At 42.1% G+C, this 26,145-nt stretch carries 14 protein-coding genes; 5 read left to right on the forward strand and 9 right to left on the reverse strand.

Annotation, left to right across the window (positions count from 1 at the left end; all coding sequences use genetic code 11):
- Positions 1–55: 55 nt before the first annotated feature.
- From ACSSWA_RS05575 to ACSSWA_RS05615, 9 genes are all read right to left on the reverse strand, one after another.
- Entirely contained in the window at positions 56–1,738 is a 1,683-nt protein-coding gene (locus tag ACSSWA_RS05575; protein WP_437355571.1) for a glycoside hydrolase family 9 protein, read from the reverse strand.
- 227 nt (positions 1,739–1,965) lie between these two features.
- Positions 1,966–4,875: an alpha-amylase family glycosyl hydrolase gene (locus ACSSWA_RS05580; RefSeq protein ID WP_437355572.1), complete on the reverse strand. Its 2,910-nt coding sequence runs from the start codon at positions 4,873–4,875 to the stop codon at positions 1,966–1,968.
- A 77-nt stretch (positions 4,876–4,952) separates the two neighbouring features.
- Entirely contained in the window at positions 4,953–6,014 is a 1,062-nt protein-coding gene (locus tag ACSSWA_RS05585) for a SusE domain-containing protein (protein WP_437355573.1), read from the reverse strand.
- A 34-nt stretch (positions 6,015–6,048) separates the two neighbouring features.
- Complete coding sequence (locus tag ACSSWA_RS05590; RefSeq protein ID WP_437355574.1) at positions 6,049–7,665, reverse strand: RagB/SusD family nutrient uptake outer membrane protein; 1,617 nt, start codon at positions 7,663–7,665, stop codon at positions 6,049–6,051.
- Positions 7,666–7,686: 21 nt separating this feature from the next.
- Complete coding sequence (locus ACSSWA_RS05595; protein ID WP_437355575.1) at positions 7,687–10,800, reverse strand: SusC/RagA family TonB-linked outer membrane protein; 3,114 nt, start codon at positions 10,798–10,800, stop codon at positions 7,687–7,689.
- The gene (locus tag ACSSWA_RS05600; protein ID WP_437355576.1) at positions 10,781–10,927 is read right to left on the reverse strand and encodes a hypothetical protein; all 147 of its coding nucleotides are present in this window, start codon (positions 10,925–10,927) and stop codon (positions 10,781–10,783) included. The genes ACSSWA_RS05595 and ACSSWA_RS05600 overlap by 20 nt, the downstream gene beginning before the upstream one ends.
- A gap of 5 nt (positions 10,928–10,932) precedes the next feature.
- Complete coding sequence (locus tag ACSSWA_RS05605; protein ID WP_437355577.1) at positions 10,933–12,729, reverse strand: glycoside hydrolase family 13 protein; 1,797 nt, start codon at positions 12,727–12,729, stop codon at positions 10,933–10,935.
- Between the two features lie 7 nt (positions 12,730–12,736).
- A complete protein-coding gene (locus ACSSWA_RS05610; protein WP_437355578.1) occupies positions 12,737–15,130 on the reverse strand; it encodes a glycoside hydrolase family 31 protein in 2,394 nt (797 codons plus the stop codon).
- A gap of 15 nt (positions 15,131–15,145) precedes the next feature.
- Entirely contained in the window at positions 15,146–16,723 is a 1,578-nt protein-coding gene (locus tag ACSSWA_RS05615) for a sodium:solute symporter family transporter (RefSeq protein WP_437355579.1), read from the reverse strand.
- Positions 16,724–18,288: 1,565 nt separating this feature from the next.
- On the opposite strand from ACSSWA_RS05615, the gene pepT reads away from it, so the two are divergent.
- The 5 genes from pepT to ACSSWA_RS05640 all read left to right on the forward strand — a co-directional run bounded on the left by pepT (position 18,289) and on the right by ACSSWA_RS05640 (position 26,053).
- Entirely contained in the window at positions 18,289–19,536 is a 1,248-nt protein-coding gene (pepT, locus tag ACSSWA_RS05620) for a peptidase T (RefSeq protein ID WP_437355580.1), read from the forward strand.
- A 62-nt stretch (positions 19,537–19,598) separates the two neighbouring features.
- Complete coding sequence (locus ACSSWA_RS05625) at positions 19,599–21,335, forward strand: asparagine synthase-related protein (RefSeq protein WP_437355581.1); 1,737 nt, start codon at positions 19,599–19,601, stop codon at positions 21,333–21,335.
- Positions 21,332–22,180 (forward strand): cation diffusion facilitator family transporter, encoded by an 849-nt coding sequence (locus ACSSWA_RS05630; protein WP_437355582.1) that lies wholly within the window; start codon positions 21,332–21,334, stop codon positions 22,178–22,180. Before ACSSWA_RS05625 ends, ACSSWA_RS05630 begins: the two co-directional genes overlap by 4 nt.
- A gap of 54 nt (positions 22,181–22,234) precedes the next feature.
- Positions 22,235–23,920: an AMP-binding protein gene (locus tag ACSSWA_RS05635; protein WP_437355583.1), complete on the forward strand. Its 1,686-nt coding sequence runs from the start codon at positions 22,235–22,237 to the stop codon at positions 23,918–23,920.
- Positions 23,921–23,980: 60 nt separating this feature from the next.
- A complete protein-coding gene (locus tag ACSSWA_RS05640) occupies positions 23,981–26,053 on the forward strand; it encodes a carboxy terminal-processing peptidase (RefSeq protein WP_437355584.1) in 2,073 nt (690 codons plus the stop codon).
- The last annotated feature ends 92 nt before the right edge of the window (positions 26,054–26,145 follow it).

The raw sequence follows: 26,145 nt of genomic DNA on the forward strand, positions 1-26,145 counted from the left end.
ACCCGGTTTGATTTACGTATTTTTTGACAACGCAAATCCGAACCGGGTTTATAAATTATTTGAAATAGCCGCTTACAAAAACCAGAGGAGCATTCCAATTGATGGCAATTTCGTTTGACGACCAGCTGCCGGTATCGTCCGCGTAACACATTGCGGGAGGAGTATTTTTGTCGAATAATTTTAACAGAACAGGATCCTGAAGGTTTTGATTCGGACCTCCGGACAAGAATCCCGGCACAGGCTCTTCTATGCCGTCGGATGCAGTCGGACGATGATGCGGATGACGGACGTAATCGGCGCCGATACCGGTAACAAACGAAATTTTATGCGCGTTAGCTCCCAGAATATAATTCAATTGTCCTAACGCCAGATTATAAAAATTCTTATCGCCGGTTATTTCATAGCCTATAATTAAAATTAGCGCATTGTTCAGGACGTCCGAGTTGCAACCCCAACGATATTCTCCCGGCAGAATAGTAACCCCGTAGCCGTCTCTGTCGCTTTTTGCGGTAAGGTAATCCGAATAAGCAAGCAATTCCGCTTTGATTTTATCTTTAATATCTTCCGGAATATTTCTTTTGGAACTATTGGCGAGAATGGTAAAGTACGCCAGGTCGTTGAGTTGCGACCAGCTGATCGATTTAAAACGGAAATTATTTTTGCGCGCATATATTGTAAAATAATCGAGATATTCCTTGTCGCCTGTGGACATAAATAATTCCGCCGCAGCCCAGGCTCTTTCGTCGGAATCGTCCCGATCGCCGTATTCGCCCGTAACCGTGCCTTCGGGATTTTTAAAGCCTCCCGTCGGTATTATTCCGGGATTATCAGATAAAAATTTCCATGCCGCGGTAGCCGCATCGAGATACTTTTTAGCGAGGTCTTTATCGTAGTCTTTTATCAAACGGGACGCTTTAGCCAAAACAGCCGCAAAGTCTGCCGTCGCGGTCGAAGAAACGTGATAGATCAAACGTCCTTCTTCAACGTCTTTATCCGGCATTACAAAGTCTTCGAATTTTTCTTTAGTAACTTTTGTGAATACAGCGCCGTCCTCCCTCTGCATTTTCAGCATCCAATCGATTTCGAATAAAGCTTCGTCGAGAATATCGGGAATACGGTTTCCGCTTTCGGGAATATTCAAGCTGTCGCTCAAAAATTTAGCGGGGAAAAATTCGTATGCCATCAACAATGTTCCTACGGTAACGCCCGCGTTAACTACATACTTACCGTAATCGCCAGCATCGTGCCAGCCTCCTGTAACGTCTTTGTAGCCTTCTCCCGCAAGTGGATGAAACCGCGCGTCTTTTGTATGGCATTTACCGTATTTAAATTCTCCCGCATATTTACTTTCGAGTCCGACTCCGCATCTTTGATAATAATACGATTTGAGAGACGCGTTAAATAAATTATTGTAAACTGTATCCGATATTTCAAACGTCGGCGATTTTTTACCGTTAGCAAGCGCAATATAATATTTGCCCGGCGCGTCGAAACCGGAGAAGTCTCCTTTATAAATATCCATTCCTGTTGCGGGGTCGTTTTTCGTTTTTAATCGAATCGTTCCTTTAAATACCAGCTTGCCGTCGGATGCGTCATGCAGATAAAATGAATCAGCAGGTTCGTTTATAAAAAAATACTTTGGCGCGTCGGTTAAATATCCCGCCTGATTAATTGAAATACCGCCGGCTTTTGCCATTAACGAAATAAAAAAGAAGAGTAAAAAAACTGTCTTGTTCATGATTAGCCCCGTGAAAATTGGCGTTAAACTTTTTTCAAAGATAATTAAAAATATCGATAATAAGTAACGCCTTCAGGCAAAGTAATTGAGTGGCAAAAGCTCTCAAACAAGAGGGCGCGATGTAAAAAAAAGACGGCGTATAACGTGAAAAACTTTTTACACGCCGCTAAATTTAATTTATTAAATAGTATGAACTATTTCGGTTGTTTCTTTTTGATCGGCAGCGACTACTTGATTAAAACTATTTTTTGCGTTTTGACGGATCCGTTCAGGTTGTAATTGACAAAATAAGTTCCGCTCGACAAATTAAATTTATCGGCATTAAGATAATACGAGTGTTTTCCGGACGATTGATACTCGTCCAGAAGCACAGCGATCTTTTGACCGAGTATGTTATAAAGCGAAACTGCAACTCTGCCGCTTTCCGGCTGACGCCATTCGAGCGTGGTTCCCGGATTAAACGGATTTGGATAGTTGGGACTGACTGTAAAATCATTAGTCCGCAAATTTTCCTCGTATTCGGTTTTTGTAATAATTTCCTTTCCGTCCGGCGGAACAGGCAATTTTACCGAAGTATAAAGATGAAATTCACCCGGCTGTAAACTTACAAACAAACTGCCGTTTTCCACTGATACGCTGTCACCCGTAAAGTAATCGTACCAATACCCGTCCTCAGGGAAAGAAAAATTTACAGATCGGGATACAACGTCGAAGTTGCCGATGATTTTAACATTCATCGCGGTATCCAGCAGAGTAATCTCCTTTGTCGGTCCGGTCACATTCATATTGAAATCATCGGTAGAAAAGACCGGAAAACTCTTTTTGAGTTTTATTAATTCAGCAAAAAAACGGAAAAGTTTTTGGCGTTCGGATTGTTCAGGCGAAGTGTAATAATCCCACCTGACCGGTTTTTCGCCCAGTCTTCCGTTATAATCAATCGAATAGTCATAACCCAGTTCTTCAAACTGCCACATCATTTTGGGACCGGGAACGGTAATAAAAAATGCCGCCGCCAGTTTAATTCTTGCAAGAGCATAGTTGAGTTTTTTGATGTCGTAATCGCCCGAAGAATTTCCCCAATGTAGGTTTTTGTACATAAGTCTCTCTTCGTCGTGGCTCTCCATATATCCTACCAAATGCGGATTCGAAAATCCTCTTGCCTTATAAGAAATTCTGTTGAAGTTCGATTTGCCCGCGTCGTTCCATCCCATAGCGGCTTCCGAATAATTATAATTTAGATTGCCCCACAACATCATTCCGTATTGGGACAATTCCCTCTCTTCCGAATCGGCTGCAAAATGTTCCAAAATCACATACGCTTCCGGATCGGTCTGCCATACTTTATCTGCCATTCTCTTTAATATTTTGATACGAGCTGCGTCGTAATTGCCTCCGTCGCCCGGAGTGTTAGTAAATCCTTTGGTAAAGTCGAATCTGAATCCGTCCGCTTTAAACTCATTAAGCCAGTATGATGTAACTCTGTCAACGTAATACTTTGTGTTGGCGCTTTCGTGATTGAAATCGTAGCCCCAGTAAAATACAGGATTAGGCGAAACCTGATTAAACCACGGACTGTCTGCTGAGGGTCTTCCCTGCGCGGTATCCCAATACATCCTGACGAGCGGATTTAGACCGAACGCATGATTCAAAACCACGTCGAGTATTACCGCTATTCCGTTTGAATGGCACGAATCGATAAATTCTTTCAACTTTTCAGCCGTGCCGTAATATTTATCGACAGCGAAATGCATCATCGAATTATATCCCCAGCTCGAATTGCCTTCGAATTCCATTACCGGCATTAGCTCGATGGCATTGACTCCGAGCTTTTTAAAATAGCTGATTGTATCGATTAGAGTAGCAAAACTATGGGTTTTTACAAAGTCTCTTACGAGCGTTTCATAAATTACGAGTTTTTCTTTCGGAGGTTTCTCGAAATCCGTTATTTTCCAATTATATTTTGCCGGAGTGGTATTGATTACTCCCACAATGTTTTCGGTTTTGCCGTAAGGATATTCTTTCAGGTTCGGATAAACGGTTGACGGAATGTAAGAATCGTTCCACGGATCGAGGATTTTTTCACAGTAGGGGTCGGGCATTCTAATAACGCCGTCCACCAAATATTGAAAGGCATACTCGGTTGAGGGCGTAAGATCGTTTAATTTAATCCAATAAATTACGCTGTCGGGTCTCGCTTCGTATTTATTCATCAAATAATTGTCGTCGACTTTCCAGTCGTTAAAATCGCCCAGCACGTAAACAAACTTTTTATAAGGAGCAAAAAGAGCAAGGTATATTCCGTCTTCTTTGTAATTAATTCCGTGTTGAAGACCCTCGGGCATTTGACTTTCGGGAATTGTCGGGACATTAACGATGGCAAACTCAACGGTATCCTTAAGCCCTGTTATGCCTTCGGCAATTATTCGCGCTAAGTTCGTATGAATATTCGGATCCGGAACGAAAGAATACACAATGGAATCAGCGTTTGATTCGGCGAGCAATTGACCGTTTATAAACAAACTCATACTCTTTGTCGAAGTTCCAATGGCGGCGCTTCTGGCTGAAATCAGTACGGGATTATTATTTGTAATGAAATAAGGCGAACGCATCGGATCGCCGTAATAATTATTCACCGCCGGCGAATTTAAAACTACCGTAATTCCGGGCTCATAAATCGGGACAAATATATCCTCGGTTTGTTTCGAGCCGTCGGCGCTCCTTAATACAAAACAGAGTTGAATAATGTCCACGGCAGGATTATCAACATTATAAAACTTTCTCGGGTTTTCTATAGTAATCCTGTAGACATTTTCCGCAATCCTGCTCAATTTCGGTTGAACCGAATTATTCCCCCAGTTGCCGATTACCTTTTCCCACGCCGTTACGTTTCCGTTTTCATCCCTCAATGTAACGCCTGTATGAGCGTAAACGTCGCCCTGATATCCGGCAATCTTATTTGGGTGCGTTGCGTTGGTTACGTCGAAGGTGATTGTAATATTATCTGTTTGCGACGGATATGCCGGGGAGCTTGTAAAAATGGTTTGAGAATATATAACGCTTGTAAATAATAAGAGAATGCATAAATTCAATATCGTCTTAATTTGATTGTTATGTCTGTAATAGTTTGGGGCAAACATATAAAAGAGCCTCTCGTTTTAGCGGTGAAAATAAAAACGGAAGGCTATCCGATATTGATAGCCTTCCGGTAAAAATGTCAGTTCTTTTTAATCGTATAAGTTAATTTTTCAGGGTCGAATCGTATTGTGTAATTTCCCGCTTCGGGCAGAGGGATATTGTCTCCTCCGGCGTCCAGCGTACCGTCGCCACCGGTATCTCCATAGTTAAGCGCCCAGTCGTCATTTGCTCTGAACTTAAATTCTCCGGCGTTAAAGTCTGCCGTTATTTCCCACACTTTTCTCTGACCGTTATAGAACATATCGACATCCTGCGACCAATCATACGGGGGTACTGCAGAGCCGATAATGCCCCAATCATCTGTTTTGGTTAGAGAAATTGTCAAAGCGTCAACGTTTACATTAAATTTATACGTTCCGGCATCAACCACATAATTGCCGCCGTCAGGATCGAGTACGCCCGTATAATCAACGCCGGATTTTGTCAACGTGCCGCCGTAGTTCGGACCATTCCAATTGGGCGAAAGAGTAACTTTAAATTCGACAGTTGGATTATCTCCGTCTTTAAGTCGTATTATACCCTGGTAAATGGAATTAAATCCGTAAGAAAACAGTCTGCCGTTTTCGGCTCCCGGCGACCATCCCTGGTAGGAACCGGGAACATAAATCATCGGATAGTTAATTACAGCGTCATACGGGACAAACGCGGCAGACTTAATTTCAGAATAGACCGTTTCCACATAAGGACTAACGGTAGCTGCCACTCTGTAATAGACTGTTACATTTTCCCCGATCGAATAATTCCACGAGAGTATAAGCGTATTAATTGCATCGACAGTGGCGCTCCCGCTTAGCTGTTGAGTCGTAATAAGATTGGCGACATTTTCCGAAAAGTCGCTCTTAGGCGACAATTGTACCATATAGGTTACCGACGCTTTAAAGCCGAAATCCGCCGCTGACCAGGAGAATCTGACGAGACTGTCGGCATTATTAACATTAAACGGCACATTCAAGGATAAGTTCGCCAGTTCAGGTCCGGCAGGATTTGAGCTGATTGTTGGTTCCGTAATATCTCGTTCGCACGAGATCATCAGAAATCCGACCAACGCCATTAGTAAAGTTGTTAATGTTATTTTTTTCATTTTTATCTTCCTTAAACTGTAATACTTATCATTTTTAATAACCCGGGTTTTGAATAAGATTCGGATTAGCATTGAGATCATTTATTGGAATAGGATAAAGGTCTCTGAAAGAAGGCGTTTGGATACCTTCTTTTACTTTTCCTTTCCACTGCCAGACGTAAGGACCGCTAGTAAATTGTCCGAAACGCACTAAATCGGTTCTTCGGTGCCCTTCCCAGTATAATTCGCGTCCTCTTTCATCAAGAATGAAATCGAGAGTAAGATCGGATGCGGTAATATTGCCCGAATCATTGCCATACGCTCGTCGTCTCAAAGCGTTTATGTAGCTGACTGCAGTTCCGATATCTCCGCCCGAACCTCCTCTTAATACGGCTTCGGCGTACATTAAGTAGGCGTCTGCAAGACGGAACATCGGGAAATCGGTGCTTACAAATGTTGCATGGGCATTAGGAGCCGGACCTCCGTTGGAGCTAATATTTTTAAATTTAGTCACTCCGATTCCTTCCGTAAACGTGCCAACGTTGTTAATATCCCATTTCCAGGTCGATTTATCAAAAAAGAACATAGCTCTTTTATCGGGACCCTGATACTGAGGATCGGAATCAAAATCGCTCTCTTTGAGATTAAACTTAGCGACGAAATTTTTAATAGTTCTAATACCGCCCCATCCGCCGTCTATTCCGTTCAAGGGCATTCCGCCGCCGTTGGAAGCGTGCACAATGAAAGTCATGCCTCCGTACTGCTGAGTGTTTTGTCCGTCGAAAGTAATCGGGAAAATAATTTCAGGACTCGAATTATTGTCGGCTGTAAATAAATGTTCGTAGCTGTTGTCGAGAGAATAGCCCGCCGAAATAACTTTATTCAAATAAGTAAGTGCGTCTGTGTATCGCTCTGTACCGGTATACACTTTTGCATTGAGATACAATTTTGCAAGCAGAAACCATGCAGCTCCTCTGTCTGCCCGCGCATATTCATTCTGTCTTGCGGGCGCCAGCTCGTTTTCAATTTCTTTCAACTCATTTTCAATATACTCGAAAAGTTCAGAGCGTGTTATTCTTCTCGGGAAGAAAGCGCCCGGCAGGTCTTCCTCGGTAACAAAAGGAACATTGCCAAACATATCAATAGCGTGCCAGTACGAAAGAGCTCTTAAAAAGCGAGCTTCCGCTTTATATGTTTTTAACTCCGTTTGAAACGCCCCGGAAGTAGTGTCGATGGCTTTGTTGGCGTTTCTTATAAATTCATTACATATCGATATCGTGTAAAATATTCTTGAATAGAGAGCCGAAATAAAGACATCATTAGGAGACCATGTGTGCCAATGGAAATCTTTAATAGTGGCGTCGTCCCATGCAATAATAGCTTCGTCCGTCGGAAGTTCCTGCAGTCCCCAATACTGTCTCAGGTAATTGCCGAAATTTTCGTCGATGCCGGCGATGTCGGGATTGCCTCCTCCGCCTCCGGTTTGACCGCTTAATGCGTAACTGGCATATAGTTTAGCCAGAGCCTTTTTATATGCCGACTGATCCTTAAAGACGTTATTTAACGTATTTACATTCGGATCTATTGGTTCTACATTCAAATCGTTTACGCACGATGTAAAGAAGAATGCAGAAAGAATTATTGCCGTTATAAATAATGTAATCTTTTTCATCTTTTTTTCCCTTTTTTAATATTAGTAGTTAAGGCTGATAGTCATCATATAGGTACGCGGACGCGGGTAGATGTTATTATCGATTCCATTAACTACTTCCGGATCCAATCCGCTATAGTCGGTAATTACGAATACATTCTGAACAGACAAACCGATACGCCCACCAATATTATTTCCGAACAACGATGAAAAATTATAACCGACGCTTATGACATCCATTCTGAAAAACGATGCGTTCTCAAGATAGAAACTCGACCAGTATTGTGCCGTGGTAAAGTTCGTCTTTTTAACATCGGTTAAGATATTCGACAGAAAACCGCTTTGATTATAAATCTGTTGATAGAGCGCTCTGTTTGAAGCGTTATTGTTGTAGACATAGTTGCCCAGACTTAGCCTGCCGGAGAAACTAAAGTCAAAATTCTTGTAATTAATCCGCGACGAAATACCGACAAGATAATCGGGGTCGGGCGATTTCATGTAATATTTATTCAGTTCGTTGCCTGCAACGTTGCCGCCTTGTCCGCTTTTATCCACATAAAGTCCTTCAATCGGATTACCGTTTTGATCATAAACCTGGGTGAAAAGGAAGAATACGCGAGCAGGATATCCGACAGCGAATTTCTGAACCGTATTACCGACTCCGCCTGCAATATCGCCCGTATTGACTCCGGGGTAATTCGGATCGTCGGTTAGCGTAAGTTTGGTAATTTCATTTTTGTTATAAGTCATATTAATACCCAAGTCCCATGAGAAATCCGATTCGAGTATAGGAGTAATATTCAACCCGACTTCAACGCCTTTATTTACCATCGAGCCGACGTTTGTCAACAAATAATTCGAGAAGTTACTGCCTACCGGAATCGGAATGCTGTTCAACAAATTATCCGAGTTATTCTTATAGACGTCTATAGAGCCGGTAACGCGGTTATTTAACAGAGAGAAATCCAAACCTGCGTTCAACGAAGTGAGAACTTCCCACTTGATATTAGCGTCGTATGCATCGGGTCGAAGAGTGGGATAGAACTGGTCGCCAAATTGATAATAGGCGCCGGCAGTGCTCAGCGTATAAGTCGGGATATACGGGTAGTAGTCGTCCCCTATATCCTGCTGACCGGTTTTACCCCAGCTTACGCGAAGTTTAAGCTCGTTAACAAGGTCTGATTTTCCGATGAACGGTTCTTCGGTCATTTTCCATGCGAACGCAACCGCCGGGAAAGTGCCCCATCTGTTGTTCTCGGCAAATCTCGAAGAACCGTCGTATCTGATTGTCGCAGTAAGCAGATACTTGTCCAATAAAGTATAATTGAGACGTCCGAAGAATGAGATTAAGAAATATTCGTTTTTATAAGGCGTAACGCGGGCGCCGGGCACCGTGGGATCCCATGCGCGATTCGAATTTTCACCTTCGTTATAAAAATGCTGATAAGAATAACCGCCGGTGAAATCGAATTTATTTATTCCCAATTCTTTATTGTAATTCAGATAAAGGTCCAATAAGCTGTTTGTCTTTTTCTGCCAGTACTCCCGTATCTGATATTCCGGCTCTCTGTAAGACCACGAAGCCAATGTATCCGTAATATCGCTTCCATCAGTTTTATAATAATCGTAACCCAAATTCAAAATCGCCTTTAATCCCGGTACATAAGGGATGTTATAGTCAAACTTGCCGCCTACAATATAGCGGGTAGCAGTCGACGTATTATCGCGGTATTCCAGACGAGCCACCGGATTATGAGTCGCAATATTATTTGGCAAACCGTTAAGAGGATCACCCGAGCTGAGTTCCGTCCAGGCTGTATACCCTCCATAACGAGTGTTTCCGTTTTTAACAGGCTGCGTCGGATCAAATTCTACAGCAGAACCGATAGCGTCGGTATTGGAAAAATTATTGCTTATCCAGGACGCGTTACCGTTTATTTCCATTGTCAGATTTCCATCCAACAAAGTAGGAGTTAGATTAAGCGTCACATTTTTTCTGTCGATATTGTTATACTTAAGAATTCCATCCTGGTATAAATATCCTAAAGAAAGACGGTAAGGCACCGAACCGATCGAATGACGGATACTAATGTTATGCTCTGTTTCCGGAGCCACTTGATATATTTCTTTCTGCCAATCGGTATTGGCATTTCCCAGACGATCCAGCGCCGCCGACGTTAAGCCATGATTTTCCACTCTGTCCTGTACAAGAGCTCTGAATTCGTCGCCGCTGAATACCGGCATGTAATTATAAGGAGAAGACAAGGAAAAATTACCGGTGTAATTAACCAGCATTCTTTCGGCGCCTTTTAATCCTTTTTTGGTTTTTATTATGATAACGCCGTTAGAGGCTCTCGATCCGTAAATTGCGGTAGCCGAAGCGTCTTTAAGTATAGTAATCGATTCGATGTCGTTGGGATTAATTGTCGAAAGCGGATTAGCCATTCCGCTTATTCCGGTACTTTCTAGCGGAATATTATCTATTACAATCAAAGGATCGTTGTTTGCAGTAATAGACGATCCGCCGCGAATTCGGATCTGAGCTGCAGCTCCGGCTTCGCCGCTTAAAGTATTGGCAACCACGCCGGGCGCTTTGCCGATTAACAATTCCTGAGGCGATGTAATAACTCTCTTGTCAAAATCTTTAGCGGAAATTGCCGCAACCGATCCGGTAGCGTCGGATTTTTTCACCTCTCCGTATCCTATTCCGACTACTACAACTTCCGTTAATTGCTCCGCTTCTACATTCATGGCAATTTCGAGATATTTCTGATCGACTATGGTTACTTCCACCTTTGCATAACCGACGCTCGAAATAACAAGCACAGAGCCTTTTCTTACTTTTAATCTGAATTCTCCGTTAACATCAGTAGCCGTTCCATTCGTAGTGCCTTTTTCGATAATGTTGGCTCCGATTATCGGAGAGCCGTCTTCGGCGTCAGTAACCTTTCCGCGTAATTCCCATTCCTGGGCATAAAGAACCGAACCCGCTTGCATTAATAAAAATACTATTAAAAACAGTATTCCTTTGGATACAGCCGGAATGCCGGTTCTTTTAGCGGATAGTACGCCGTCTTTAATAAGCGTTAAACTTAAATGGCTGTCTGCGTTATCGCATGAATTCGCCACCAAGTTTTCATCTTTGGGTTTCATCATATTTTCCTCCCGCCATTGTGTGATTATTTTGTTTAGTAATTAATTTAGTTTGGTTATTTTGAATCAAACTATATCCCCCGCTTAACAATAAAATGAAACTTTCGTATTTAGATTTATATTCTTTCATAAGCCTTACTTTAATATCATTATCTGATAACCGTTTAAAGAAATTTTTTCGTCGGAGTTAATTTTATTTCCCGAAACGAGGTCGGTCATCGTTCCCGGTCTCTTAATATCAATCTCTTTCGGTTCGTCTTTTATGTTTGCTATAACCATTATTTCTTCGCCGTCGAGATTTCTTTTATATGCCAGTATATTTTTCCCGGCAAAGCGCTCCATAAAAGTCAGGTTTCCTAACGACAAAGACTTATTGCCGTTTCTTATTGCCGCCATTTTTTTGTACCAATCGAAAAGCTGTTTGTCGAAAAAGACGGAATCCGCCGGACGATCCTTTCCGAGCGGATGGGATTTTTCGACTTCGTAATTAAACTCTTCCCATACCATCGGTTTACGGCAGTCGGGATCGTCGCCGCCCCACATGCCTGTTTCGTCTCCGTAATAAATTTGAGGCGCGCCCGGCAGTGTAAATTGCAAAGCAACGGCAAGCTTTTGTTTCTCTCTTTCGATTTCATTCGGTTTCCTTACGTCGAAGCCGGGATTTTGTCCCGGATTACCGGAATGGTCGTACATGTTGTCGGGATTGACAATTAACGACGCCAGGCGTTCGGTATCGTGACTCCCCATCAAATTCATCATTGCGTAATAATTAACTCCGTACTGATTCATCATAGTTTTGATTGTATCGATAAAGCCGCGAACGCCTGTAAAATATTTTCCGGAAAAAACGAGGTCTTTAACGGCTCTTGTAAACCTGTAATTCATCACGGCATCGAACTGAGTTTGAAGCCACGGCGCAGCGTTAAACATTTCGTAATTGTTCCAATCCTTCCACCATACTTCTCCGACCAGATACGCCTCGGGATTGATTTCTCTTACCCACGTTCTGAATTTCATCCAGAATTTATGATTTACCATTTCAGCCACATCGAGCCTCCAGCCGTCAATCCCGTCTTCAGGATTGCCGTCTCCGTTCGGATCCATCCATCTTTTTACAATTAAACGAATATGTTCAGCCGGACCATCGACAATACCGTTTTCGTCTTCTCTTATTTCAGGCAAATCTTTTACACCGTACCAGCCTTCATAATCGAATTCGTTTTCTGGAGTATTTGGGTCGTCCCACTTTTTAATCGTATACCAATCTTTGTATCTGGAGTTCTGTTGATTTTTAACGATATCCCGGAAAGCCCAGAAATTAGTTCCCGTATGATTGAATACGCCGTCTATAATAATTTTAATGCCTCTTTTATGCGCTTCTTTAATCAATTCAAGAAAGAGTTTGTCAGCCGAAGTCCATTGCCAGGTGGACGGGTCTTCGGGATTTTCTTTTTCCCAGATTGCTTTGTCGCCTTCGGGATCGGGCCCGAAATTATTATCGATATGATGATACATAGAGGCGTCGTATTTATGAAGCGACGGCGATTCAAAAACGGGATTGAGATAAATTGCCGTTATACCGAGTTCTTTCAAATAATCGAGTTTGTCTATTATTCCCCGAATATCCCCGCCGTATCTTCTCAAGCCCGCATTTCTGTAGAAGTCGAAACCGGTTTTCTTTTCCCACGGCTGAAGTTTGTACCAGTCGGAAGTCCACGGATGAATTTGCCAGCCTTCGGGCGTAAAATACGGCCATGCGCCTTCCATATCTTCGGGCTTAGGATCGTTCGATTTGTCGCCGTTATAGAAACGTTCGGGAAAGATCTGATACCAGACCGCTTCTTTAGCCCATTGCGGCGGCTCGTTGAATTTTGTTTGTCCGCTTACAAGCGCAGCCGAAAAAAAGATTAATGCCGTCGTAAAAATTTTCATATTATGCCTAATATTTTAATTCGATTTTTATGTTGTCCGAAACCGGAGTTTGTATACTCAACCTGCTGTTTTCGAAATTAAAATCATTCGTTTTATTTCCGTTGACAATTACGGCATTTGGTTTTTCCACACCGACAAACAAGAACTCGTATTTTTTGACCCCGCTTTCGTAGCCCTTGTGTTCTTTATTTGTAGTGAGAATGATATTTTTATCTTTCTTATCAAGTATAAACTTTGTTACAGTATACTTGCCGTTTTTATATTCGTAAGAAACGCCGTCGTCTTCGTAGAATTTATATTCGGAGCTTGCGGCAGGAAAGACTAAAAAGCGGAGCGAATCGATCTCTTTTTCGCCCGTGTAATTAACGACTTCCTGCATCGGAATAATACCGCCTGCCCGCACAAAGAGGAGAATTTCATCCAGCGGAACTTCTTTAATAATCCACTTGCCTCCTTCAATCACGCTGTTGTTCGTCCAGTCGTACCACTTTCCTTCCGGCAGATAAAGTTTTTTGAACTTGTCGTAAGATATCAGCACGGGCGCGACCAGCAAATTTTCGCCCAACATATATTGATACTGAGCTTCTTGATTATATGCGTTATCGTCTTTCGGATAATTAACGAACATGGCTCTCATAATCGGCAAGCCCGTTACAGACGAATTATAAAATTCATTATACCAGAAAGGCAAAAGCCGGTATCTCATTTCGATAGCCTTGCGCACGTCTTTCTCGACGAATTCGCTGAAATTATAAGGTTCGCGTTGACGAGTATCGACCGCCGAATGTCCTCTGAAAAACGGGGTAAAAGCTCCCAGTTGATACCATCTTCTGAAAAGATTGTCGGAAGGTTCGCCGATAAAACCGCCCACGTCCGAACCGATAAACGGGACCCCGCTTAAGCCCATACCGAGAGACATTGTACAGGCAAGAATTAGATGCTCGTCGTTTGCAACGTTATCGCCCGTCCAGACGGCGGCATATCTTTGAATTCCGGAATACCCGGCGCGCGTTAATATAAAATGCCTCTTGTTCGAATGTCTTTTTAATCCTTCCGCCGTAGCGCGCGCCATCGATAATGCATAAACGTTATGTATTTTTTTGTGTGTTGCGGTAAAACCGTTGTCATCGAAAAGTACGATATCCGGGAAATTTTGTCCCCATACGGCAGGTTCGTTCATATCGTTCCAGAAACCGTCCACTCCCTGATCAAGTAAAATCGAAAGTTTGTCTCCCCACCATTTTCGAGTAGCATTCTTTGTGAAATCGGGGAAGTACGACCAACTCGGCCAGACTTCTCCCTGATAGTATTCGCCGTCGGGATACTTTGCAAAAAGGTCGTTTTCGAGTCCTTCTTTAGCCACAAAATAGTCGGGATCGGCTTTAACTCCGGGATCGATTATCGGAACGACTTTAAATCCCATCTCTTCCAAGTCCGAGAGCATTTTTTCGGGATGCGGAAAACGTTCCTTATTCCACGTGAATACTCGATATTCGTTCATATAGTGAATGTCGAGATAGATAACGTCGCAAGGGATTTTGCGATCGCGGAACGCCTGCGCTACTCTGCGCACCGACGATTCGGGATAATAACTGTATCTGCTTTGCTGATATCCGATTGCCCATTTCGGCGGCAGTTCCATTCTGCCGGTCAATTTCGTATAGTCGGAAATCACTCTTTTTATATCGGGACCGTAAATAAAATAGTAGTCCATTTCGCCCTTTTCCGCGCCGAACCAGTAAAACCTGTTATTGCTTGCCCCGAAATTAAAATGCGATTTATAAGGATTATCGAAAAATATTCCGTAAGCTTTGTAATTATTGATTCCGATAAAGAACGGAATCGATTGATACAATTCGTCCTTGCGTGTATCGTAGGCGGGGAAATCGGTATTCCACAACGTATATTGTTTGCCGTTTTTTAAAAGACCGTCGGATTTTTCGCCCAGTCCGTAGAATTTTTCGTTTGTGTTCAACTCTTTGAAACATCTTATATCGTCGTCGTCGAAAGCCACTCCGAAGCCTTTGTGATCAGCATTGAGAAGATTATTGTTTTTGTCGTAAATCGACACGCGGCAGGGATTTTTCGTAATTCGCACCGTTAATTCCGAAGTTTCAAGAACAAATTCGTCGCCCGACTCCCTGAAATCGAATTCGCTCTTTGCCGGCATTTGATAAACTACAGCGTATGACGGCGCCGGATCAAAATCGTTATTCTGAGTATATCTGAATCTTACAATATTCGCGTCGAGAACGTAAAGATTGAATTTTGCATTTTCCAGCGTAAATTCAACTCGATTATCAAACTTTTTATAATTCGTAACTTTTCCCGCGAATTTGAATTCCGCCGTAATTTCTACGGAGAACAGCAACGCTAAAAATATGACTGCAAATTTCTTCATTACAACTCCTTTTTTTCAACTGAAAAAGAACCAGATGCCGATAGTAAGGAAAAGAACGACACCCGAGAGTACGACTGTTTTTTTATCGTAAGCGATTCCCGAAGCGGTAAATTGAAGTATCGGGTTCGCATAGCGCGATTTCAAGATTGCATTGAAAAGAAACATCACCGTCAAAGTGAACAGAAAGAGCAATATTGCAAAATGGAGATAGTTGATATTAATCAGGAACAACAGAGCTCCGTTGGCAAGATAACCGCCTCTGTCCATCGTTTCGACTGCGAAACGGAACAAACCGACGAGTTCGCCGGCTGCGAGGGCAAGGAGAACCGATTTGACATTAATATTTTTTACAAAAAGCGCGGCTATAAATGCGGCGGTTATCGGCGCGCTCACGTAAGCCTGAGCGCTCTGAAGGAACAGATAAATCTGATTGTTAATTATTTTTACGAAGGGCACAAGCACCAATGTAACCACGACAACTATAATGGTAGTCATCCTTCCTACCAAAACCAGCGTCCTATCCGAAGCCCCGGGATGAGAAGGTTTATAAAAATCGATTGTATATACAGCGGCAATACTGTTGAACGCCGCCGACAGAGACGACATCATAGCTCCGAAGAACCCTGCTATAATCAATCCTTTAATTCCTGCGGGAATTATATCGCTCACCAGAAGCGACGTATAAGCGTAATTCCCTTTTAATTCCGGATAGAGCACAACAGCAGTCATTCCGGGAATAACGAAAAGGAAAATCGGAAAGATTTTAAGAAATCCGGCAAAGAGCGTGCCTTTTTGCGCGTCTTCAACGCTTCGCGCAGCAAGAATCCTTTGAACCATATAATTATCGGCGCACCAATACCAGAAGGCAATAATAGGAGCGCCGAACAGAATGCCTGTCCACGGAAATTCCGGATCATTAATCGGTTTGAACATCTGGAAATAATCCGCGGGTAATTTCTGAAACAGTTGTTCTACTCCGCCTACTTCCCTCAATCCGATAAAAGCAAAAATAGCCGATGTAATAAGAAACAAAATGCCCTGAAAAATCTGAGTTCTAATTACAGCCGAAAATCCTCCGATCAAAGTATAAATTCCGCTGGCGAGGATTATAATGATTGCGGACGAGAACAAGCTCCAGCCCAGGACGGCATTAAACAAAATTCCGCCTGCAAAGAGCGTTACAAGAATTTTAGTAAACAGATGCGAAAAAATCGTCAATCCTGCAAAAAGCTTTCTGTTCTTTTCTCCGTAAACAATTCCGAAAAACTGAGGCGAAGTCAATACGCCCGACTTTTTATATAACGGAGCCAACGCCCATCCCAACAAAACGAGTAGAAAAATAGCTATCAATTCGTATTGACCCACTGCCAGTCCTCTTTGAGAGCCCGATTCGGCAAGTCCGATTAAATGCTCGCTCGAAATGTTAGTGACGAACAACGAAAAACCGACTACAGCCCAATTTAAATTCCTGCCGGCAAGGAAATAATCGTCAACTCCCTTGTCTTTGAATTTGGAATAAAGACCTACGGCTATAATTACCAGAAGATAGCCAATGATTATTATGCCGTCATATATATTTATTACATTATTCATAGGGCACAACTACAATCAAATTAAATACCAACTTGCGAATGGCTTTAACATGAATAGGAGCGTTTTTTTAGAACGGGAGACGAATGTCGATTATTATATTTATAATCGGGCGTTATTATAATAATAAGAGACGGAGAGTTACAATTATTTCACCCCTTCGGGGGTTTAGTTTTGTTATTCGGTTGTTGTTTTACAATAATGCCACCCCTTCGGGGTTTCGTTTTATGGTTGGATTGTTGTGTTACAATAATTACACCCCTGCGGGGTTTTTATTCACCCGTTGTCATATGTTCTATAATTATATCGCTCCTTCGGAGTTATGATTATAATTCATCAAGAGGATAAACGCCGGAGGCGTGATATTTTTGTAAATAACCGACAACATTAAAAAACCCAAAACCCGGATGGTTGACATAATTCTAGACTGAAATATCAACGGGTGTCGAACCCGGGACGGGCGGCATATTGTTCTCCGCTGTTTGTTATGTCACCCCGCTGGGGTTTAGTTTTGTTATTCGGTTGTTGTTTTACAATAATGCCACACCTTCGGGGTTTCGTTTTATGGTTGGTTTGCTGTGTTACAATAATTACACCCCTGCGGGGTTTTGGTTTTCTGATGCATACGAAATTTTCTATTATTCCGACCACGCGGGGTTTTTATTCACCGGTTGTCAATATCACCTCTTCGGAGTTATGGTTATAAATCAACAATGTGATAAACGCCGGAGGGTTGACATTTTTGCAACTAACCGACAACATAAAAGCCCCAAACCCGGAGGGTTGACATTATTCTAGACTGAAATATCAACGGGTGTCGAACCCGGGACGGGCGGCATATTGTTCTCCGCTGTTTGTTATGTCACCCCGCTGGGGTTTAGTTTTGTTATTCGGTTGTTGTGTTACAATAATGCCACCCCTTCGGGGTTTCGTTTTATGGTTGGTTTGCTGTGTTACAATAATTACACCCCTTCGGGGTTTGGTTTTCTGATGTATACGAAATTTTCAATTATTCCACCTATACGGGGTTTTCATTCTCTGGTTGTCATATATTCTATAAATTATATCACTCATACGAAGTTATGGTTATAATTCAACAATGTGATAAACGCCGGAGGGTTCCAATATTTATAACTCGGATTTGCGGTCGAAGAAAAACCCGGGACGTGTGACATATTTCCCGGACATTTTCTATTTCACCCCTCTGGGGTTCTTAATTATTGTCCGGATTTGACGTATTACAAAAATGTCACCCCTTCGGGGTTAGAGCATTTTAACATTGCAAGATTAATAAACATTTTTGCAGGTATCGGCTCTCTCAATTAATTTATCTTTTTTTCATTACCGATTAGCCTTGACTCTGAGAGAAACATAAAAACCCGGAGGGTTGATATTATTATAGGATGGAATTATCAATAAGAAACAAAACCCCGGAGGGGTGACATAATTTTTTCCCGACGTCTGATTTGTCGATGCTCCGTTCCGGATTTTTTGATTAATCTCGTATTTTGAAAAAATTTCTTTTAACTTAGAGTTCAAATTTCAATGAAAAATGAAAGAGGTATAAAATGTTTGACGAAAACTACAAATTCACTGCAGTCGATCGTTTTTTGAAATACGTAAAAATCGAAACAACTTCCGACGAGGAATCGACCAGTTTTCCGAGCGATCCGAAACAGCTTGAACTTTCAAAGCTATTGGTTGAGGAGCTAAAAGAGATTGGCATGCAGGATGTTGAGATGGACGAATACGGTTATGTTATGGCTACGTTGCCCTCGAACGTCGATAAAGACGTTCCGACAATCGGTTTTATTGCCCACGTCGACACCTCGCCTGCAGTAAGCGGAAAAGACGTAAAACCGGTGATTCACAAAAACTATCAGGGAGGCGACATTGTACTGCCTGGCGACTCTTCGAAAGTAATCAAGGCGGATGAGAATCCGGAATTGAAAGATATGATCGGTTTCGACATTATCACGAGCGACGGAACAACCCTTCTGGGCGCGGACGACAAAGCGGGCATAGCCGAAATAATTGACGCTATGAACTACTTGATTCAACATCCCGAAATCAAACACGGAAAAATACGCGTGTGCTTTACACCCGACGAAGAAGTAGGACGAGGCGCCGAAAAATTCAACGTCAAAAGATTCGGAGCAAAATATGCGTACACAATCGACGGCTCAACGCGCGGCGAAGTCGAAACCGAAACTTTCAGCGCCGACGCCGTCGTTATAAAATTTCACGGTAAAAACGTGCATCCCGGCTACGCAAAAGACAAAATGATTAACGCAATTAAAATTGCGGCAAATTTTATCGATATGCTGCCGAAGGACAGACTTTCGCCCGAGACAACAGAAAAACGCGAAGGTTATGTTCACCCTACATCCGTAACGGGCAACGAAACCGAAACCGTGGTAAAATTCATTATTCGCGATTTCGACGCCGATAAATTAAAAGAATACGAATCTATGTTGAAAGAACTGGCGGAAAAAGCCGTAGCAAATTACCCCGGTTCTTCATTCGATTTCGAAGTGATAGAACAATACAGAAATATGAAATATGTTTTAGACCAGCATCCTCAGGTTGAAGCCTACGCAATCGAAGCGTTGAATCGTTTGGGAATTAAGCCGATCAAATCGGCAATTCGAGGCGGCACAGACGGAGCCAGGTTGAGTTATATGGGACTTCCGACGCCGAATCTTTTTGCAGGTGGACACAATTTTCACGCCTACACAGAATATATTGCCGTACAGGATATCGAAGCGGCGGTAAAAATGATTGTTACTCTCGCTCAAATCTGGGCGGAGAAATAAACTTAGCCGGTACCGGAGCCGCAAATATACGCGGCTCTTCTATTAAATGAACAGGTAGATAGATGAGCTGGATTTTAGGCGTCGTTGGACAGATACAAGAAGATTTAAAACGGATAATTTCAACCATTTCCGACCCTTTAATAAATGTTCATGAAGAAAAAAATCTTTATTTATTATCGGGAGGTTCTAAATCTACTCAGGTAGCCGACTTTAATTCAGAGGACGGCTTTATAGTCGTAGGCAACGGAATTGCTCCGGACGAAAAGAAAAAGTTTATGTCAAGCGACGATTGGAAGAGACTTTTCGAAAAACGCGCCGATATATACAAGCTGGACGGTCATTTTGCGCTTGTAACTTGGAACAAAAATAACATACTATTCCAAACCGACATAACAGGCTTGCGCGATATCTACCTGTATCGCTTATCAAGCGATACAATCCTTTTTTCTACACGCGTTGATTGGCTGCAAAAATTAAGCGACGCCGAATTGGATTTTCAAAAATTCGGCAGCCGCTGGCTCTTATTCAGTCAAATTACGACCGAATCCGTCTTCAAAAACGTAATACGATTAGTCGCGGGAAAATCCGCAACCATTAATCGTCAAACGCTTGAGATAAAACTAAACGAATATAATTGGTTACCGGATTCAAACGAGATTGCCGACGTCGAATTACTTTTCGAATCAGAACTCAAATCGGTAACAACATTCCCCCTGTTTCAGAACAATGTTTCTCTTAGTTTATCCGGCGGACTCGACTCCCGCGTGTTATTTTCAATACTTTTAAATACCCATGAAAAAAAATGGGACGTACATTCGTTTGGTTTGGTTAATCATCCTGATTCACAGATTGCAAAAGAAATATCTCAAACTTTCGGAATCGAACATAGACAGTTCTACAATCCTAACGCCGATAATTTAATAGCCGAGTTAGAAAAATATTTATTACAAACGATTATTAATACTTCCGCCCTCTCTTATCTTCAATTGAGGCATTACTCGCTTTTAAATGAAACTCAAAACATTATTATCGACGGAGCATTCGGAGAAATATACAGAAAAGAATTTTTGAAAAAACTTAGAATTCTTGGGTTTGTTCCAATCAAAGAAAAAAACATAGACAGATTATATGAACTTTTCCTCTCGCCAAAACCCGATTTCTTTTCAAATGACATAAAAAAAATCATGATTGAAGGCGCCCGTATTCAAATTGAAGAACTAATAGATAATTTGCCTGGTATAGAAGACATCGGCATTAACAATTATTCTAATTTGTTGGCTATTAAAACTAAGCTGCCAAATCATTTTTGCTGCGAACAGTCGAGAATCGATGACATTGTAAAATCTTATATGCCGTATGTACAGCCGTCAATATTAAAATATAGCTTTTCAATAAATACTCCCGGAAAAAATATATTTAAAAAAATCATAAAACGTCAGCGTTCCGAATTAAGAAGATTTCCGCTTGTTAAAGGAGAAACGGTTTACCCGTATTACCTAAACGGTATCGGGATGAATATCTACAAAAGATTAAAAGAAAAATTTTTCAGACACTCGTTCCGGAATGAGTACATTGCAATATTCAAGAAATTATTACTGCCTTATCTTATCGAACTGGTCGAAACCAATCAATTATATAATCCGGACATTTACAATAAAAACATATTAAGGAATTATCTTAAAAGAGCTAACGACGAGGCGGGAATTAAAACGATTATTTTTCTCGATTGGTTTTTATGCTTCGAAATATTCTATCGTCAGATAAAAAGTTCATCATTAAATATCGTGAAGAAAAAATGAAGCAACTCAAGCGCGCGACCGATATTGCTCTTGGAATAAACATTTTCCTTTTTATTATCAAAGCCGTAGTGGGAGTAATGTCGAATTCCATTGCCGTTATTTCGGAAGCGCTCAACTCTTTTACCGACATACTCGTTTCAATCGGAATTAAAATAGCGGTAAAAATTTCGAAAGACAAACCCGATCAAAAACATCAGTTCGGTCACAACGCGGCTCAGCCGATTGCGGCTTTCATACTGGCGGTTTTTGCGTTTGTAGTAGGAATCAATATCGTCGAAGAATCGATTAAAAGATTGATAGAACCTCAACCGATCGACCCGATACCCGAAGTTTATATCGTGCTTATTGTTACCATCGTCACGAAAATAATACTCAGCCGTTACCAGATAAACGTGAGCAGAAAATATAAAAGTCCGGCTATAAAAGCCGCTTCGGTCGACAGCATTAACGACGTGCTGGCATCGTCAATTGCATTGATAGGGTTTTGGGGCAGCGCATACAACCTCGAATATTTCGACAGCATTGCGGGCATTATGGTAGCCATGTTCATTTTCAAATCCGGTTACGAAGTCGGTCGCGAAAATATCGATTATTTAATGGGACGTTCGGCGCCGGCGGAATTTGATTCCGAGCTTAGAAAAATAACAATGGAAATTCACGGCGTCAAAGGCATAAACGACCTACGCTCACACTTTGTAGGCGACAAATATCACATCGAAATTCACATCGAAGTAGACAAAGACATTCCCACATCCGTATCTCACGACATCGGCAACAAGGTGCGTCAAACGCTCGAAGAACTCGACGAAATCCAAAAAGTGTTCGTCCACGTCGACCCTGTATAAATTGAATTTTTGTCGATAATTTTTGTTATTATTTGTGTCAATATTTATAAAGAAGTGAGAAAATTGAAAAAACTAACATTATTGGAAGTGCTCAAAACAAGCTGCGAAAAACACAGCGGCAACGTTGCCGTATCGTACATCGATCAACCCGCGCTTACATACCGGAAGTTCAAGGAAAAAGTAGAAACCGTTTCCGCTTACCTGAAATCGAACGGTATTATAGCGGGCGACAAAGTGGCTATCTTGAGCGAAAATCAACCTAACTGGGCAGTCACTTATTTTGCAATAACCACAATGGGCGCAATAGCCGTGCCCGTAATGACGGAATTCAGCGCTTCGGAAGTGCAGCATGTGTTACGACATTCCGTATCAAAAGCTATTTTTGTTTCGTCGAAACAATTTTCCAAAATCGAAGACTTTGACAGCAAAAATTTATCCCTCCGGATATTGATCGACGATTTTTCGATAATACCCGAAAACACGAAAAGCGATATTTTGAAAGAGATATTGGACAGCGGCAGGAAAGAATTTTCAAGAATCAAAGAAGCGGCTCTCAAATTTGTCGGATTAATTTCCGAGGAAGTTGAAGAAGAAACTCCCGCTTTGATTCTCTATACTTCGGGCACTACGGGTCATTCCAAAGGAGTATTGTTGACGCATAAAAATATCGTTTCGAACGCGCTCGACACGCTTTCGATTGTGGAAGTAACATCGACGGACAGAATGTTGTCGATTCTGCCTTTGTTCCATACAATAGAATCGACTCTAGGTCTGGTAACTCCGTTTATAGCGGGCGCGTCGATAACATATTTATCCAAGCCGCCGACCGCTACCGTTTTGCTTCCGGCGCTTCAAAAAGTAAAACCGACAATTATACTGGCGGTACCGCTTATTATCGAAAAAATTTATAAACTGAAGGTACTGCCGGAAATAAACAAAAAGTTAATCACCCGTAAATTATACGGCATTCCGTATTTCAGAAAAAAGATAAATGCAGTGGCGGGCAAAAAGCTGATGCAAACATTCGGAGGGGAATTGAAAATGATGTGCATAGGCGGCGCGGCTCTTGCGGCGGACGTCGAATTGTTTCTCAAAGAATCGCATTTCCCGTACGCCGTCGGTTACGGCTTGACCGAAACTTCGCCGCTTGCGACCGGAACAAAACCGGAACTAGTGAAATTCAGATCCGCCGGCAAAGCTCTGCCGAACGTCAGCGTCAAAATAGATAACCCCGACCCCGCCACGGGCGAAGGCGAAGTCCTGATCAAAGGACCAAACGTTATGAAAGGCTACTACAAAGACCCCGAAAAAACCAAAGAAGTTTTCACTGAAGACGGATGGTTCCGAAGCGGCGACCTCGGGTTTATCGACGACGAAGGCTATCTCTTTATTAAAGGACGTTCCAAAAACGTTATAATCGGTCCGAACGGAAAAAACATCTATCCGGAAGAAATCGAGTCGTTGATAAACGAGTCGACTTACGTTCTGGAATCGCTTGTAATCGAGAACAACGGAAAATTGATTGCGCGCGTCTATCTCAATTACGACGTTATCGACAAAGAAACCGAAAACATGGACAACTCGCAGTCGCGTCAATTTATCAATAAAATACTGAGCGATATTTTGACATACGTTAATTCTCGCGTGAACAAGTTTTCGCAATTGAGCAAAATTATCGAACAACAGGAGCCGTTCGAAAAAACTCCTACTCAGAAAATTAAAAGATACCTCTATACTTAAACAAAAAAGAAACTATTTTTATTTGTCAATGTATCAACGCTAAATAATTCGGATTACTCAATGAAAAAATTAATTCTTTTACTCAGCTTCGTATTCTTCACGGGTTTCATCAACGCTCAAAACGTTGAAGAAGTAATCAACAAAGACCATTCGATCGACTCGAACAAAGTAATACTTCCAGAAGAAACAAACGAACGCGTGGCGCAGGTTATAACGAGAATTCTAAGCCGGTACCACTTTCGGAAAGAACCTCTTTCCGACACTCTCTCTTCGTTAATTTTCGACCAGTATATTAAGAACCTGGACAATTCCAGACTTTATTTTCTCAAAAAAGACATTAATCAGTTCGAGAAATATCGTTACGAATTCGACAATTATCTCGAAACGGGCGATTTGAACGTTCCGTTCGAAATATTCAATCTCTATAAAAAAAGATTGGGCGAACGCGTCAAATACGTCGAAAAGATTCTCGAGCATGAATTCGATTTTACAAAAGACGAATATTTTCGTCCCGACAGGGACAGCGCCGATTGGGCTGAAACAGAGGAAGAATTAAATGAATTGTGGAGACTGCGTTTAAAAAACGACGCATTGAATTTGATGCTTTCCGGGAAAGACTGGAAAGGCGCCGTCGACGTGCTGCTGAAACGTTACAGAAACTATCACAAAATAATTTTGCAATACGAATCCGAAGACGTTTTCTCGGTTTTTATGAATTCCGTAACTCAGGTATACGATCCGCATTCCGATTATCTATCACCGTCGGCGTCGGATAATTTCGATATCAGCATGAAGCTTTCGCTCGAAGGGATTGGCGCAACGCTTCGACAGGATTACGATTACACCGTGGTCGTTAGCATAGTTCCGGGAGGTCCTGCCGACAAGAGCGGACTTTTGCACGCCGACGATAAAATTATCGGCGTGGCTCAGGGCGAAGACGGCGAAATGGTCGACGTAGTAGGATGGCGGCTCGACGACGTTATTAAATTAATTCGCGGCAAAAAAGGCACTCTCGTGCGTTTATTGATTTTAAAAGCCGAAGACGGAGTCAACGCTCAACCGACGGAAATTAAAATCATTCGCGACGAAGTCAAACTCGAAGAGCAGGCGGCAAAAAGCGAAATTATTAACATCGAAGAAGAGGGACTCAATTTCAAACTGGGCGTAATAAAACTTCCTTCTTTTTACAGCGACTTCGAAGCTCAGCAGAAAGGGTTAAAAGATTACAGAAGCACCACGCGCGACGTTAAAAAGATACTCGACGAATTTAAGAAAGAAAAAGTAGACGGCGTAATTCTCGATTTACGAAATAACGGCGGCGGTTCGCTGCAGGAAGCGATTAATCTCACCGGACTGTTCATTAAAGCCGGTCCCGTAGTGCAGGTAAAAAACATTATGAACATAATCGAAGTCAACAGCGACCGGGATTCGAATATTTACTACGACGGTCCGCTTGCCGTGCTCGTCAACCGGTTCAGCGCTTCTGCCTCCGAAATTCTCTCGGGCGCCATTCAAGATTACGGACGGGGACTTGTTATCGGAGAAAATACTTTCGGAAAAGGCACGGTTCAGAACCTCCTCGATTTGAACAGTCAAATTCCGATTAAAGACAAAAAACTTGGCAAACTGAAATTGACAATAGCAAAGTTTTACAGAGTTACAGGCAATTCGACACAAAACAAAGGCGTTGAACCCGACGTGGCGTTCCCGTCGCCTTACGAATCGAAAGAATTCGGAGAAAGCGCTTACGACAGAGCTCTGCCCTACGATACGATCAATCCTGTTCAGTACGAACCGTACGACAATCTGACGAGTTTAATTCCGCTGCTGGAGCAAAAGCACGAGAGACGAGCTCAAAAAGACCCCGAATATCATTTCCTTCTCGAAGAAATAAAAGAGTTCAAAAAGAACCGGCAGAAAAAACTGTTTACCCTGAATCTTGAAAAGAGAAAAGCCGAAAAAGAAAAAGCCGACGCCGAGAAAAAAAGAAGAGAAGAAGAAAAAGCCAAATTGCTCGGCATCGACATAAAGGAAAAGAAAGAGACTTCCGCCGAAGACTCCTGGATCAAAGACTACGAATTAAAAGAAACAGGCAGAATACTGGCGGACTTCATTTTAGCCAAAGTCGGTTAAACCGGACGCTTTCCCGGAATCGCTTCAATATTTCGGGAAAGCGTTTTTTGCTTTTACCAAAATTAACTCCCATCGAGTTTCCTCTTAAAAAA

The organism is Melioribacter sp. Ez-97 (assembly GCF_051488665.1).
GTDB lineage: Bacteria > Bacteroidota > Ignavibacteria > Ignavibacteriales > Melioribacteraceae > Melioribacter.